The following is a 14,843-nucleotide window of genomic DNA, read 5'->3' on the forward strand; positions in this document are numbered from 1 at the left end:
GGCTGCCGTCGGCAGCCCCTTCATCCCCCCTTTAAAATGATTATCATTACTGTTGGTGGAATAGTTTATTTTATGGAAGTCCCTTATCGTTACGGCTAAAGACAGGAAAAGTCTTGAAACTGCCCAAGACCTAATTCAAGCATGGATGTCAAAACGTGGTCTAGAACTCAGCGCTGAGAAGACGCAAATCATGTCAATGGAAGATGGCTTCGACTTCCTGGGGTTCAACTCCCGACACTATGATGGGAAACTACTAATAAAGCCATCCAAGAAGAAGGTACTTGCCTTTTGTAAACGGATTGGTGAAGAAGTTAAAAACCTTTAAAAATCTAAATAGTGATGCAGTTTTTAGGAAACACCAAGCCCGAAAAACCACGATGCGTAAAGGCAAAATTATTGGGAGTTGTGACAAACTGGTAACTTGGTATAAGCCTAAAAAATGTCCACAAGGATTGAGTAAAGATGAATTTCATGCTTTACCTTCAAACAGAACGGTGCGAGAGATTTATTATTACATTGTTGTTCCTGGCTTTCGTACTGAACAAGTTAGTTTAATTACTACTCTCCTAGATAAAACAACTTATTCTACTTTGGATATTGTTGGGCTTTACGGTAAACGTTGGGATGTTGAACTAGATTTGAGACATCTAAAAACTACTCTAGGAATGGATGTTTTGCGCTGTAAAACTCCTTCTATGGTACGTAAAGAAATTTATGTTTATTTGCTGGCTTACAATCTACTTCGTAGTTTGATGTGGTCGGCAGGTACTACTTATGGCACTTCTCCATTACGCAAATCGAAAGCAAGGTACTCGCCATCATTTAAATAACTTTATTCCCCAATTGTTAGCCGCTTTTTCTCAAAAACGTCTTCAAATTTATTTCACTTTACTTAAAGTTATTGCTCACAAGACTGTGAGCGATCGCCCCGCAAGAAGTGAACCACGAGTTCGGAAACGTCGCCCAAAAGCTTATCCCTTGATGACCAAACCCCGGCATGAATTACGCAAGCAATTGCAAACTGCTTAAACCACAAGTGTTTTGGCTTTTCTTAGTGCCATTCGGGTCAAGATCCTTAAACTCCATCTCACTGCTACGAAGGCTACCCCGCTAGATTGAAGCGATCACAGGTGGGCCAGAGCAGAAGCTAGAGCAAGCCAAACAGATGATCAATGGGAAATCTGTCAAGAAGTTCAAGTCAAGTTGCTCGTAACCGTTCGATGTCTCGCATCGGTGGTGCACCGAACAAGCGGGAGTATTCTCGGCTGAACTGTGAGGGACTTTCGTATCCAACCTGATAGGCAGCAGAGGTGGCATCGCAACCTTCCGTCAGCATCAGGCGACGGGCTTCTGACAGTCTTAACTGCTTTTGATATTGAAGTGGACTCATTGAGGTCACTTGCTTGAAATGCTGATGAAACGACGAAGTAGACATTCTCACTTGCTTTGCTAAGTCCTCGACTCGCATCGGCTGAGTAAAGTTAGACTTGATCCGTTTGATCGCTGAAGCAATCCGCTGCATACTGCTGCCGGATGTAGCAATTTGGCGCACGGCTTCACTTTGTTCTCCCATCAGCAGACGGTAGTAGATTTCCCGAATCATCATCGGTGCCAGCATGGGAATATCTTGGCGTGTATCTAAGAGCTTAGTGAGTCGAAGGGCACAGTCGAGCAACGTGGCATCAGCGTTGCTTACAAATAAGCCTCGGACAGAGTTTTCTTTCTTCCCCGAACTGAAATTCATTTGAGCAACCATCTCACAGAGTTGCATTGAATCTAGAGTCAGCTTTAATCCTAAATACGGTTGATCGGGTGTCGCCTCAACAATACATCTACCGAGGGGAAGATCAACTGAGACAACAAAACATTGCCCTGCCTCATAAGTATACGTTTCTTTCCCCAACACCATGTCTTTCTTGCCTTGAACGAGAAGGGCGAGACCCGGTTGATAATCTTGGTAGATGATGGTAGAGGATGCATCCGATCGCGAAAGGCTCAAGGGTGCGATCGCAGTTGGATAGATCCGGGTGCCATTGGGTTCGGTGTGCCGCGCTACTAATGTCGCCAGCGCTTGGCACTGCTCTGCAACGACATCAGAATTGGGAATTTTGACTGTCATTGGTAAAACCTCAATTCATTCAACGCCCTACACGATTATAGAATGCCTTCAAGTTATCCACGTTGGAGAAATAGGCAAAGATTAAAGAGCTTTAGGCATTGGAAACGCTGGATCGAATTTGTAAGATGAAAGCATCTCAAACGTTACAGAGTCCAACAGAACAATGCCGCATTGCTTTCCTTAAACGATTAAAAACTTTTTGGAGAAAATGGCAATTCGTCCAAACAAACTTTGTTAGCAGTTTTACGCCTCTAAACCAATCAATAACAACTCAAGCAATTAGCAGGAGAACCTATTTATGCAAAATACTCCCCAACAAATGAAAGCAATGGCGGTTGACGAGTTCGGTCATGCTGACAAGCTGACGTTGCACACCTTACCCGTGCCTACAGTAGACGCGGGCGAAGTTTTGATTCGCATCGAGATTGCCGGAGTTGGCGGCTGGGATGCGCTGGAGCGGGAAGGTGAACTGGTGTATAACAAAGTTCACTTTCCGCGTGTACTGGGCGGCGAATGTGCAGGCACTATTGTTGCGATTGGCGATGGCGTAGAGCGTTTTGCTGTTGGCGATCGCGTTTACGCCCAGAGCTTCATGAACGACAAGGGCGGTAGCTATGCAGAATACGTCGTCGTCTCTTCAGAGACGGTCGCGCCGATGCCCGATGGTCTCGATATGTTGATGGCGGGCGGGCTACCCATTGCTGGTGTAACGGCACTCAGTAATTTGCAAGTGTCGGGGACAGGCAACAAAACCAAATTGATGCTGTGGGGCGCGAGCGGTGGCGTCGGTCACGTTGCGCTACAACTGGCTAAACGCATGGGCGCGAACGTTTTCGCGATCGCATCGGGTGCAGACGGTGTAGCTTTGGTTAAGCAGTTGGGGGCGGATGAAGCAGTAGACGGACATAGCGACGACGTTGTGCAACGCGCCCGTGCCTTTGCGCCCGATGGCTTCGATATCGCGCTGGTGCTGGTGGGCGGCGACACCGTTCAATCCACGCTGAGTTTGGTACGTCAGGGCGGAACGATCGCCTTTCCTAATGGCGTGATGCCCGAACCATTAGCACCCGACGGTGTGGAACTCAAGAAAGCAAATGGGTTCGCCAACCGGATGTTGTTAGATCAACTCAACCGATTGATCGATATGGGTGAGTTTCAAGTTCACATCGCGCAGACATTTGGGCTGGAAGAGGCCGCACAAGCGCAGTCAGCGATGAAACAGCACTATCTGGGCAAAATCGTGTTGCGCGTGAGCGGCGAATAAGAGTTGATTGAATTTCCAGCTTTTACAATAACTCTACTCTCAACAAACCCTGTACAGAATGAAAGCATCTCAAGAAAACCCTCAAAAAGTCAGGGAGATGATGCTGTATTGCTTTCGTTAAATCACTAAAAAATTCTTGGAGAAAGTAACGATATGTCTGAGCAAACGAACCTTGGCAGCAATTTTACGCTGCCGAACACCTCAATCACAATGAAGCGCATAGGCTATGGTGCTATGCAACTCGCGGGTCCGAATGTATGGGGTGCGCCACGAGATGTGGATGCAGCCGTTGCCGTTTTGCGCGAAGCGATCTCACTTGGCATTAATCACATCGATACGAGCGACTTCTACGGACCTCACATCACGAATCAGATTATCCGACAAGCGCTGTATCCCTACCCCGAAGATTTGGTAATTGTAACCAAGGTTGGAGCGCGTCGTCCTGAAGATGGCTCATGGGTTCTTGCGATGTCGCGGCAGGATCTGACTGAAGCGATTCACGACAACCTGCGTAACCTTGGACTCGATACGATCGATGTCGTCAATCTCCGCTTGATGGGTGATGGTCACGGACCATCGGAGGGTTCTCTGGTCGAGCCGCTGACGACTTTAGCCGAACTTAAGAAGCAGGGATTAATTCGTCACCTCGGTTTGAGCAATGTCACGCCTACGCAGTTGGCAGAGGCGCAAACGATCACGCAGATTGTCTGTGTGCAGAACCAGTACAACGTGGCACACCAGGAAGATGACGCTTTCATTGACGACCTCGCACAGCAGGGCATCGCTTATGTGCCGTTCTTCCCGCTGGGCGGGTTCACGCCGCTACAATCTTCGGTACTTGAAAGCGTCGCCAAGTCTTTAGACGCAACACCGATGCAAGTAGCGCTGGCATGGTTGCTTCAGCGCTCCCCCAATATCTTGCTGATTCCCGGCACGTCATCGGTTGAGCATTTACGTCAGAATGTCAAAGCTGCGGTGCTGCAACTGGAGCAGCAAACGGTGGCTGACCTGAACGCGATCGCAGCAAAACCGCTGGCAGATCGCTTCAGTTAGTAATTTGAGCTTTGACACAAACTGCTTGACAAACTCTTGGCACAAGAAGGATACCAATATTTACCGAACGTACTCATACGGACACTGAAGCACCTTTATATTGAGTTCGACAAGGTATCACGATCGCATAGCACTTTCATGAAGGCAGCTATTTCGCCAACGCCTGACTCGCATTCGTATTCGTATGAACAAAATCAATTTTGGTAGTGACGTTTAGCGATATCCCCAAGCTACATCACCTACACCCCCACTAGCCAATCGCACAAGACCTACACTCGCTCCCAAAGTTAACCCAAAGGAGCCATTGCCCCAAATACCCATTCCAGTAAGGCGAGTCGCAACTCTTGGAGACGCTGCGCGAACGCTCCAATTCAAAATTCAAAATTCAAAATGCAAAATTAATTTTGCATTTTGAATTTTGAATTAAAAAACCTCAGCCTCGCCTTCCTTGGAGACTAACTCAGTGTAGAACTGACCAGCGCTGTCCAAACCTTGCTGCAATTTCAGCTTCAGCCCCTTCCACCCCTGAACAGCCTCATCTAATGTTTGGGGAATATCAAGAGATTCCGTGTCAATACCTGGTGTTTGTAACTCTATATTGTCCGTGACTGACACCGACTCACTAAGAAACAGTTCGTCCCGATTTAACCACTGCCAAAAAATCGAATCACGCTGGTCATCAGGGGCAACGAATTGATAAACACACTCCCGATTTTCACGCTTGCCCAATCGACCGACATAATCCAACTTCAAATCAATTTTGGCAAGTAACTTCTGAGCGATGTCTACGACGGGCTACGCCTACGCTATGGAAGTAAGTTTTTCCGAGATAGTCACATTCAAGTAATTTTTGATAACGTGCCGATGCTTTACAGCCAGCGCTTTAAACTCCACCATCTTCTCGTCACTGCCACCCGACAACACGTACTTTACTTAAAGTAGCAAGCTACGCATTGCCGACAAGTAATGATTTACTGCCAATGGATAGAATTGTTGTGGCTGGACTCAACCCAGAAGAAACTATCGCATACGTCCGCTTAACTAGCATCAAAGAAGAATCAGTTTTAGCTCTCACGTACATGAGCACCCCAATTATGGATGAGGTCGTAAATATCCACAAAAACGATGAGATAACGCTTTTTAGATAGTCATTAGCGCGATGAAGAAGTCATGGGTACAGGGGGTGCAGAGGAAAATCCTTGTATAAGTTCTTTCCCCTCTGCTCCTCTGCTCAACACCATACTAAATTTGCATCCAAGCCGCATTTATTTTTTGTAAGCTATGCAAATCAGCAATAGTATTTGCGAGGTTGCCAATACTCTCAAAATCACCATCGGGCGCTCTGACTATATTTATAATGCTCTCAAGTGCGCTATCGTGCCATCCTGACTCAAGTTGGGCTACAGAATCCATCTTTAAAAACCTCCGTTAACACTTTGTCTTTTAGTTTGACATGGTATAAGAGTTTTAATTGGTCAGAATCTGCTCTTGGTTTTTTCTCGTCCCAAATCAACACACTAGTCCAATTGAGATCCAGGTTGCTCCCGTAACTTGTATGTGAACGCACGAAAGTAGGTGTATTTGTTTGAGATTATGAAGTTGAATATACAAGTAAAAAAGTTAGTTTTTTTTACTTGGGAGGAACTGACCTTTTAGCGATCGCAATCTGTGCCGAAAAATCACCCCATCCATTCAGTCCACTGTGGGGCATCTGTCACCAGTTGAGCAAATTTGTCAGGGTCAAGACAACCCTCAAACTCCAGCATCACGCCGCAACGCTCATCAATAGTGAGGGTACTGAGTAATTCTTTAACCTATAAATTATCAGCAACTATATCAAATCCTTATTGTTGGGTTCTTTAGAGACATACAAATTTTCTCTAAAACCCTTACACAAAAAGAGTTATATATTTCTGGACATGTCTAATAATTGCAGAATAAATTGGAGTGGAATTTTTACCCAATCAGAGCGATTATTTAGTTCATAGCCTAGTGCATCAATTGCTTGTTCTAGAAGATAGGCAAAAAGCAGCACATCTAGTTCTTCTCTTGTGTTTGGAAGGAAAGATTCTTGATTAGCAGTTTCTAAATAAGAGTTCAAAAAGCTAATACTGACCCAGGTATACCAAAACTGTCCCCATTGTTCTATAAGGGGTAAATTTTCAGGCAGGATCATCCCAGATTCTTTTTGATAGCCCAGAGCCTCGTTAATTGCATAGTTGAAAGATAGCAACATTCCTGCTACATCTTGTAGAGGCGATCGCTTGATGCGTCGTTCGCTTAAACTGCGATCTGCTTTGCCTTCAAAATCAGTAATCAAAAAGTCTTTTCCTGTGTAAAATACTTGCCCCAATTGGTAGTTTCCATGATAACGAGTCCGCAATGCAGTAATTTTTTGTCTGACAACTAACTGAAAGCGTTCTAAAATTTCCTGTTGTCTATTAAGAACTTCTAATGCTAATGGTTGAGTATTGTTCGGCAAGCGCTCTATTCGTTCTTTTAACAAGCGAAATACTTGCCCGGTTAGGTTACGTGCATTTTGATATATCGAACGTTGATATAGCGATGAAAAAGATTCTGGAGCAAAGTCTGAGCTATCTATATTTGTAGCCAGCGCTGTATGGAATTGGGCTGTGGATTTACCCAACAGTTCAACACTTTGTAGGTAAGAAGTGATAGTTGCAATTGCCAATTCTGGAATTTCAATTCTCTGTAAATCCAACAAAGAACCCGATGTCAGAGGTACTTCGGTAATAGTGGCGTGTTCTGTGGTCACTAAATCAAAATACTTTTGCAAACTGTCAAGAGTGTAGTCCCAGCCACTACGGGTATCTAAAATAAATTCTTGTAATATGCCTATAGTTGTAGGTAGGGCAGTGTTATTGCCTGTTTTTCTTGCACGGCGGTACTCTAAAGCACCAGCTAGCAAAACTGAGTGTTGCAAGCGTTTTTTCTGGTATAGGAAACGCCGGATTTCTAAATCTGGGTGCAAACCCTCCTCGACTTTACGGAAGAGTTTCAGCAACAAGCGATCGCCATAAACTATATAAGTGTGTTCTTCTTTATTTAGGACAGTCGGCTCGCTATTAGTTAACTCTTGGCGCAATTGGGAGAATGAATCTGTAGTAGTGCCAAATAATTCTCCGGTTATCCCTTTATAAGAGTGATGATTAGCAATCCCATCTAGCAGTGAGGTGAGAAAGTTTTTGTCTGCTAAAGCATCAAATAAAATTCCAACTTCTTGAGTATTGGATGGAGGAGTATCTATTTTGCCTTGCACCCCAAGCCGTGCAATCACAGCTTGCGGCATTTCTGCCAAAAGATGTGTTGCTTGCTCACCTTCTGCATAGGCGAGAAACAACAGATATGTTTCGCGGTTTCCCTGGATATAATCTACCTGCAACCAAACAATTTCAGCTATCTGCTGGTTATAGGGTAAAGAAATCGCTTCAATGATTTGTACTGATTGTACAGTCTGAGTTTTGCCGCCAAACCAGCTACAGGTGTAGAGGTAATCCCGCAGTGTTGATTGTAGAATGCTTTGTGACTCTCGTTGCCAAATCACATTGTGCCATGAACCATTTACCGACAGAGTTGCTAAGTCTGCTTGGGGTTTAAGAGATTGAGTCAAGCTAGGTTTACGCTGTAAGGTGAACCAGTAAAACCCGTAAGGACTTAAGCTGAGGAAATAAGGCGATTCTGCGATCGCTGGAAACTCAGTGGAACCAAAAATTTCTATTGGTATTAGCCCATTGAAGGTTGATAAATCTAACGCCACCGTTTGCACATAACGAGATAAATTTGCGACTACCAAGACATATTCTTCAGAAGCAATCCGGCTGAAGGCAAAAACTTTGCGATTATTAGACTGTACCAATTCAAAACGCCCTTCACCCAATGCCGCAAACCGTTTGCGAGTAGCGAGTAAACGTTTCATCCAATACCAGAGAGAATTGGTATTAGTCCGTTGTGCCTCGACGTTGAGTGCTTCGTAGTGATATTCTGAGTCAACGATGACGGGTAGATATAAGCGTTGCGGGTTGGCGCGACTAAAACCAGCGTTGCGGTCAGAACTCCACTGCATAGGTGTGCGAACACCATTGCGATCGCCTAGATAAACATTATCTCCCATGCCAATTTCATCACCGTAGTAAAGTACGGGAGTTCCTGGCAAAGATAATAGTAAACTATTGAGTAACTCAATTTGGCGGCGGTCATTGCCCAAAAGCGGCGCTAATCTGCGGCGGATGCCTAAATTTACCCGCATCATTGGGTCTTGTGCATAGGCCCCATACATAAAATCGCGGTCTTCATCTGTCACCATTTCTAGAGTCAGTTCGTCATGGTTGCGGAGGAACAATGCCCACTGACAGTTATCAGGAATGGATGGAGTTTGCTGGAGAATATCTACAATCGGAAAATTATCTTCCATCCGCACTGCCATAAACAAACGCGGCATTAGAGGAAAATGAAAGTTCATGTGACACTCATCCCCCGCACCGTAATATTGAGCTGCATCTTCAGGCCATTGGTTCGCCTCAGCTAGTAACATCCGGTTAGGAAATTTGGTGTCGATGTGCGATCGCAACTCCTTTAAAAACGCATGGGTTTCGGGTAAGTTTTCACAGTTCGTTCCTTGCCGTTCGTATAGATAAGGCACAGCATCCATGCGTAGCCCATCTACACCCATCTCCAACCAAAAATCTAAAACATCAAATACTGCTTGGCGCACCAAGGGATTGTCATAATTCAAATCCGGCTGATGGGAATAGAAACGATGCCAGCAATAAGCTTGGGCAACTGAATCCCAAGCCCAGTTAGATGTCTCAAAATCTTGGAAGATAATTCGCGCTTCTTGGTATTTCTCAGGAGTATCACTCCAAACATAAAAATCTCGCTCCTGACTGCCTTTCGGGGCGCGACGTGCCCTTTGAAACCAAGGATGTTGGTCAGAGGTATGGTTAATAATTAACTCAATAATTACACGAATACCGCGCTGATGAGCAGCCCTCAAAAACGCTTTAAAGTCTTCTAGCGTGCCATAGATAGGATTGATACTAGTGTAATCGGCAATATCGTAACCATCATCTCTGAGTGGTGAAGGGAAAAAAGGTAACAACCAAATGGCAGTAATACCTAAATCTTGTAAATAGTCTAGTTTTTCTGTCAGCCCTGGAAAATCACCAATACCATCACCATTACTGTCTGCAAAGGTGCGAACACCTAGTTCGTAGATAATTGCATTTTTGAACCATAAGGAGTCATCTTTGAAGTTGGAGTTTGGCATTTTAAGAAGATATGCGATCGCATATCTAATAGAACTATATTTTTACTTGATACGATGGCTAAGATTATCAGCTGATTTAACTTACACGAGTAATATATACATTTTCTTACTAAAGTTATAAAACTACCAAACGAGCGATATTTAGTATTTAGTGATAAATAATCATAGTAATATCTCAATAAGCCAGGGTTAGCGTTCTTGTTCATGCAAAGTTGAATCTTCACTTGAACTATCTCTTTTGCTCCCTGCTTCCTCCATAAGAGCCTCTTGTTCAAGAGAGCGAATCAATTCCCGAATGACATCAGTTGTTGGTCTACCTGTCATTGCACAATATCGTTCAAGCTTTTCGCTTTCAGAGCGCAAACTGACACTGCCAATGTTTTGGAAATGAGTCAAAGAGACTACACCCGTGAATCCCCAATCAGGGCGAACATAGCCAGGCGGTAAATATATATCGGGACCGAAGAAGAACTGGACATCGGGTGCAGCCTCCAGATTACCCTCGCTATGTAAAAAAAGTCCGGCTTCAGACACATTGCTGGTGATGGCAGGGTATACCTCTTGAGTCGTCTGTTGAACTATTGGAAAGATAAGGTGGTCTTGCAGGTTTTGACCAACTCCTGGCAAATCAGCCACGACAGAAATTCTTAGTCCTTGCAGGTATTCTGCATCGCCAATGCCGCTTTGCAGCAGCAACTTGGGTGACTCGAACGCGCCCGCACTTAAAATTACTTCCTGGTTGACCCTGACCTGATACAGCATTCCCTCGTGCAGATATTCCACTCCAACAGCGCGAGTTTGCTCAAACAACAAGCGAGTCACCAACGCTCCTGTCATTATGGTCAAATTAGGACGCTGGAGAATCGGCAAAAGGAAGGCAGCGGCGGCACTATGCCGAAAGCCATCTTTGATTGTCACCTGATAAAGTCCGGTTCCTGACTGCTGCATCCCGTTGAAATCAGGATTGTAGTCGTATCCCATTGCTACACAGGCATCGACAAAGCGTTGGGATACTACAGCAGGGGAAATCAGATCAGTGACGCTCAACTCACCATCAACCCCGTGGTAAGCATTGGCACCACGTTGCTGGTTCTCAGATTTTTTAAAATAGGGCAAAACATCTTGGTACGACCAACCGGGATTTCCTAGTGCCTGCCAGTGGTCATAATCGTAAGGATTGCCCCGGATATAAATCATAAGATTAATTGAACTGCTGCCCCCCAAAACTTTGCCACGGGGACAAAACATTTTGCGATGGTTCAAGTACGGCTCTGGTTCAGAGAAATAGCCCCAGTCCACTTCGGAGCCTTGTAGATTGACACATTCCGGCGGAATATGAATCTCCGGTTTCGTATCCGCATTGCCTGCTTCAAGTAGTAACACAGTTGTATCACTGTTTTGTGACATTCGGTTGGCGACAACGCAGCCTGCCGAACCCGCACCAATAACAATGTAGTCATACTTAGAATTTAACTTCATCTTGGAAACCTGTGGCAGAAGCATGAAGGGCAGAAATGCATAGCACACTTGATATCGGCAAATCGATTATTCATAAGGCTTTTGGGTGTCGGGTGTAGCGACGTTCGCGGCAGCGTTGCCTAGAAAAGAAGTTTATTAATATTCGCACTTATTTTTAATTATATTGATACAATAATAGCTGATTTATACAAAGAATTATTTCAGTAATTGATACGTCTGCAACTTCACTCAAGCTACGAAGTAAATCATCTGGTCGTAAACAAGAGAACTCTTGCATAAATATTTTGTGGTATGACAAGCATTTATTTTAATCTGAGTTGGGGTTAAGAAGATGGAGGTAAAAACCACTCCATCTGAAGATCGGGTTTCTTAGGTTGAGGACAATAGGTAATTAATCTACACGGAACATTAACCCAGAAATTAACGGGACTTCGATGCCTAAAATGTTCAATCTTCAATATTTAGATATGTCGCCTGAAGAAGCAAAACGTGGCTACATCATTGGAGCAGGATATTTAAATTATTGCTCAAAATCAGGTAACATCTAGACTTATGAATTCATCAATTCAGTGCTTTTTGAAAATGCATTGAAAATCAGAGGAAAGCAACCTATTCTCTGGCAGCCTGCCGATGATAAAGAAGCTCAAATTTTTGCTTCTGCATGGCAGATTTTGCAATCGATGATTCTATACTGCATAGTAATTTCAATGGCATTCCCGGTCATTCTGACGGGGCTATTCTGGCATCCTTGCCAGTCTAAAGTCTGCCAATTACCCTAAATCCCAAAGTGCGATCACACCTTCCGAATTGGCCCTTGCCTTTGCTACAGAAGCCGTTTTTCCTGCCTTGCCTAGTTGTGCCCCTTGGGCTTTCTTCACTGCCAAGGCAGCGCGGGTACGCTCACCTATTTGTTTTCTTTCTTGTTCTGCCAGCATTGCCCAAATGTAAATTTCCATCTGACTCATTCTAGGCGATGAAGCTATTAATAAATCTGGCGTTTCTTTTCCCCACATATATTTTTTAGTAAAGCTACTGACGTGATACATCTCACGGCTGAAGCGATCGAGTTTAGCTACCATAATCTTGCTGCCATTCATTTGAGCCAATGTCACGGCTTGACAGAAAATAGGGCGTTCCTTGGGGTCTATCTTTCCGCTAATTGTCTCCTGAAATTCGCCAATAATTTCTAATCCTAATTGTTTGGCTACCTGCCGACACAATTCTAATTGAGCTTCTAATCCTAATTGTGATTTGAACTATAATTTGACTGGAGTTTGGACTAAAGAGCTAGAGAAAAGCAGTCAGTAATGACACTGACTGCCGTAAAGTCAATGGATATTGTTAATAAATCATTGACAGCTATGATGCTGACACAATTAGAAAAATTCCGCCAAGCTCTGTATGATTGCCTGGGCAAGGCCAAAGACGCAGTATTTGAGTTGATGGATGCAGTATTAACAAGTCCAAGTACCCCATCATTTGTCAGTTTGTCTCAAAGCCCGGTATTTCGACGCCAATGGTCGAGTATTTATGCAGCGCTGCATGATAGTCGTCCACCTAGAACACCGATTCAGTAATCGGAGAGCAAAAGAAAAATCAGCCCAAAGAGAAATAAACAATAGAGAATAAAGTGTAGAAAACGCTTGCCAGCCAAGACTTATAGCGACAAATAAGCTCTAAGCAATATTTAACAAAATCTTTTGGAGAGGGATAACCTGAATTGAGGTAGATTCAGGTAATAAATGTGAGCTTCGCAAGCAGAGAATCTACGTATGCGGCCAGAAAATTGGAATCCACCGATAGAACTATCAGCAGCAGAGCAAAGTATTGCTAAGCGGATTAAACGAGCAAAGTTGTTTACATTCTTACGGCAATATCGCCATCAATTATTTGATGAGAAATTTCAAGAAGAACTGAGCAAGCACAACCAGAAAATACTGAACACCCTCAAGTTCGTTTGGCGTTGGAAACCGCAAGGTTAATTGAAGCGCAAGATGTGGAAGTGGATGCTCATGGCGAGATAAAACTACTCTCTGGTGTTGCCAAAGAACGACGCATCTCAATTGAAGATGAAGAGATGAGACATGGGCGTAAAAGTAAAAGCCAGCGATTTGATGGTTATAAACGTCATATTTTACGAGATTTAGACAATGGGCTGGTTCGAGCCGTTGGAGTCACAAGAGCGAATGTACCTGAAGCATCTGTCACTGATGCAATTGCTACTGACTTAAAATACCAGAAAGTAAACTTGGTTGAGTTACATATCGACCGTGCTTACTTAAGTAGTTCTTTGGTTCAAAACAGAGATGACCAACTGACTATTTACTGTAAAGCCTGGCAAGTAAAAAACGGTAAGCGATTTACTAAAACTGCTTTTATCCTGGATTGGGACAATCAGACTATTTGCTGCCCTAATCAAGTCACTGTACCTTTTAGTGTCGGTGGCAAAGTTCAGTTCCCCAAAAATATTTGTGCAACTTGTCCGTTCAGGGAACGCTGTACTACTTCCAAAACTGGGCGCAGTGTTTCTATTCATCCTGATGAACCATTATTTCGGGAACTACAACAACGTCAACTCAGCCTTGTTGGTCGTGCCAAGCTCCGTGAACGTGTTGCTGTTGAGCATTCCTTATCCCACATTGGTCGATGGCAGGGGGATCAAGCTCGTTACGTTGGTTCTCGCAAAAATCTCTTCGATCTTCGCCGTACCGCCGTTGTTCATAATCTTCATGTCCTTGCCAAAATTTTTACTCACACCACTGAGCAGTCTGCTACTTCATCCTGATTACTGAATCGGTGTTCTAGTAAGCGTTTCATAGCTTTTTTGAAGGTAATTTAGCATGATAGATATATTAATTTTTATTCAGTCAGAGCTTAATTTACTCACAGAAATTATCAACTCTCAACTCGCGCCACACATTAGACGGTTGCCACCCGGAGTTACCCACAGAGCGTAGGGGGCGATAGTGTTCAGAAATGTATTCGGATTCGGAAACGTAGTCTTCAATGGGAGCGGCGCGATTTGGTTCAATCACTGTTTCAGGAATATTTTGGCTATCAGGCATCTCAATGGGTTCAGTGGGTGGTGGGGTTACTTCTGTTTTCTTGCGAACTGGGTTAGAGGTTTTTTTGATCAGTCGTTTCATATCTATAGGAATCATTCGGCTCTCCACAAAGAACTGGTATCCCAGAATACAAGAACTTATCAGCGAATCAGAAACATTTTGCTTATTGTTGTATGGGTGATGGGTATAGATTGCTTTTTGGGCACGTGAGCGGAGTGTGATGCCTAATAGCCCGCCAATGAAGGTGGCCTTATTATTGAATTGGAGCGCAAGATTAAAAATAAAGGTAATGCGGTTTATTGACTATGGATACTCGCATCCCAGAATGTATTCATCCAGTATTAAATGATTATTTGTTGTCATTACAAATCGAACTTCCGGGTCTGATAGAAGGCTTTTATATTCATGGTTCTATTGCACTTAATGCCTTTAACCCATACTTGAGTGACATTGATTTTATTACTATTCTCCTTACGGGGGGACAAAAAGGGCTAGGATGCAGATAAAATAAGCTTCATAGACCTTTGTCCTTGTTGGTAGTACTTACGTTTATTAGGATTTAATCTCAATAATTCA

General features: G+C 43.9%; 13 protein-coding genes and 4 pseudogenes. 8 read left to right on the top strand and 9 right to left on the bottom strand.

What is annotated here, in order from left to right:
• Window positions 1-85: 85 nt before the first annotated feature.
• On the top strand, window positions 86-325 hold the full coding sequence (locus HWQ42_RS15625) for a reverse transcriptase domain-containing protein (RefSeq protein ID WP_292813577.1): 240 nt from the start codon (window positions 86-88) through the stop codon (window positions 323-325).
• Between the two features lie 13 nt (window positions 326-338).
• A pseudogene (locus tag HWQ42_RS15630) lies at window positions 339-1,029 on the top strand (transposase); the annotation flags it as partial.
• A gap of 169 nt (window positions 1,030-1,198) precedes the next feature.
• Here the strand turns inward: HWQ42_RS15630 and HWQ42_RS15635 are convergent.
• Complete coding sequence (locus HWQ42_RS15635) at window positions 1,199-2,119, bottom strand: AraC family transcriptional regulator (RefSeq protein WP_292813557.1); 921 nt, start codon at window positions 2,117-2,119, stop codon at window positions 1,199-1,201.
• Window positions 2,120-2,417: 298 nt separating this feature from the next.
• Here HWQ42_RS15635 and HWQ42_RS15640 point away from each other — a divergent pair, with 298 nt between their 5' ends.
• Together HWQ42_RS15640 and HWQ42_RS15645 are read left to right on the top strand one after the other, a co-directional pair.
• Window positions 2,418-3,383 (top strand): NADP-dependent oxidoreductase, encoded by a 966-nt coding sequence (locus tag HWQ42_RS15640; RefSeq protein WP_292813559.1) that lies wholly within the window; start codon window positions 2,418-2,420, stop codon window positions 3,381-3,383.
• Window positions 3,384-3,536: 153 nt separating this feature from the next.
• Window positions 3,537-4,436: an aldo/keto reductase family oxidoreductase gene (locus HWQ42_RS15645; RefSeq protein WP_292813561.1), complete on the top strand. Its 900-nt coding sequence runs from the start codon at window positions 3,537-3,539 to the stop codon at window positions 4,434-4,436.
• Between the two features lie 213 nt (window positions 4,437-4,649).
• On the opposite strand, the gene HWQ42_RS15650 is transcribed toward HWQ42_RS15645, so the two are convergent.
• The 3 genes from HWQ42_RS15650 to HWQ42_RS15660 form a co-directional block, all read right to left on the bottom strand.
• Window positions 4,650-4,811, bottom strand: coding sequence for a hypothetical protein (locus HWQ42_RS15650; protein ID WP_292813563.1), 162 nt, complete (start codon window positions 4,809-4,811; stop codon window positions 4,650-4,652).
• Window positions 4,812-4,859: 48 nt separating this feature from the next.
• Window positions 4,860-5,189 carry a hypothetical protein gene (locus HWQ42_RS15655; protein ID WP_292813565.1) on the bottom strand — a complete coding sequence of 110 codons (330 nt, stop codon included), beginning with the start codon at window positions 5,187-5,189 and terminating at the stop codon, window positions 4,860-4,862.
• Window positions 5,190-5,678: 489 nt separating this feature from the next.
• On the bottom strand, window positions 5,679-5,849 hold the full coding sequence (locus HWQ42_RS15660) for a hypothetical protein (RefSeq protein WP_292813567.1): 171 nt from the start codon (window positions 5,847-5,849) through the stop codon (window positions 5,679-5,681).
• 221 nt (window positions 5,850-6,070) lie between these two features.
• Between HWQ42_RS15660 and HWQ42_RS15665 the strand changes: the two genes are divergently transcribed.
• On the top strand, window positions 6,071-6,241 hold the full coding sequence (locus HWQ42_RS15665) for a hypothetical protein (RefSeq protein ID WP_292813569.1): 171 nt from the start codon (window positions 6,071-6,073) through the stop codon (window positions 6,239-6,241).
• Window positions 6,242-6,339: 98 nt separating this feature from the next.
• Here the strand turns inward: HWQ42_RS15665 and treS are convergent, their stop codons facing one another.
• The 4 genes and pseudogenes from treS to HWQ42_RS15685 form a co-directional block, all read right to left on the bottom strand.
• Window positions 6,340-9,723: a maltose alpha-D-glucosyltransferase gene (gene treS / locus HWQ42_RS15670; protein ID WP_292813571.1), complete on the bottom strand. Its 3,384-nt coding sequence runs from the start codon at window positions 9,721-9,723 to the stop codon at window positions 6,340-6,342.
• Between the two features lie 189 nt (window positions 9,724-9,912).
• Window positions 9,913-10,119, bottom strand: coding sequence for a hypothetical protein (locus HWQ42_RS15675; RefSeq protein ID WP_292813580.1), 207 nt, complete (start codon window positions 10,117-10,119; stop codon window positions 9,913-9,915).
• 207 nt (window positions 10,120-10,326) lie between these two features.
• Window positions 10,327-11,226 (bottom strand): annotated as a pseudogene (locus HWQ42_RS15680) (GMC family oxidoreductase); the annotation flags it as partial.
• A gap of 746 nt (window positions 11,227-11,972) precedes the next feature.
• Window positions 11,973-12,431 (bottom strand): annotated as a pseudogene (locus tag HWQ42_RS15685) (recombinase family protein); the annotation flags it as partial.
• Between the two features lie 132 nt (window positions 12,432-12,563).
• Here HWQ42_RS15685 and HWQ42_RS15690 point away from each other — a divergent pair.
• The 3 genes and pseudogenes from HWQ42_RS15690 to HWQ42_RS15700 all read left to right on the top strand — a co-directional run.
• Window positions 12,564-12,764 (top strand): annotated as a pseudogene (locus tag HWQ42_RS15690) (transposase); the annotation flags it as partial.
• Window positions 12,765-12,974: 210 nt separating this feature from the next.
• The gene (locus tag HWQ42_RS15695) at window positions 12,975-13,184 is read left to right on the top strand and encodes a hypothetical protein (protein ID WP_292813573.1); all 210 of its coding nucleotides are present in this window, start codon (window positions 12,975-12,977) and stop codon (window positions 13,182-13,184) included.
• Complete coding sequence (locus HWQ42_RS15700; protein WP_292813574.1) at window positions 13,160-13,987, top strand: transposase; 828 nt, start codon at window positions 13,160-13,162, stop codon at window positions 13,985-13,987. Before HWQ42_RS15695 ends, HWQ42_RS15700 begins: the two co-directional genes overlap by 25 nt.
• Before the next feature lie 94 nt (window positions 13,988-14,081).
• Here HWQ42_RS15700 and HWQ42_RS15705 read toward each other — a convergent pair whose 3' ends face one another.
• A complete protein-coding gene (locus tag HWQ42_RS15705) occupies window positions 14,082-14,363 on the bottom strand; it encodes a hypothetical protein (protein WP_292813576.1) in 282 nt (93 codons plus the stop codon).
• Window positions 14,364-14,843: the final 480 nt, after the last annotated feature.

This window comes from Nostoc sp. JL23 (genome assembly GCF_017115065.1).
Lineage (GTDB): Bacteria > Cyanobacteriota > Cyanobacteriia > Cyanobacteriales > Nostocaceae > Nostoc > Nostoc punctiforme_A.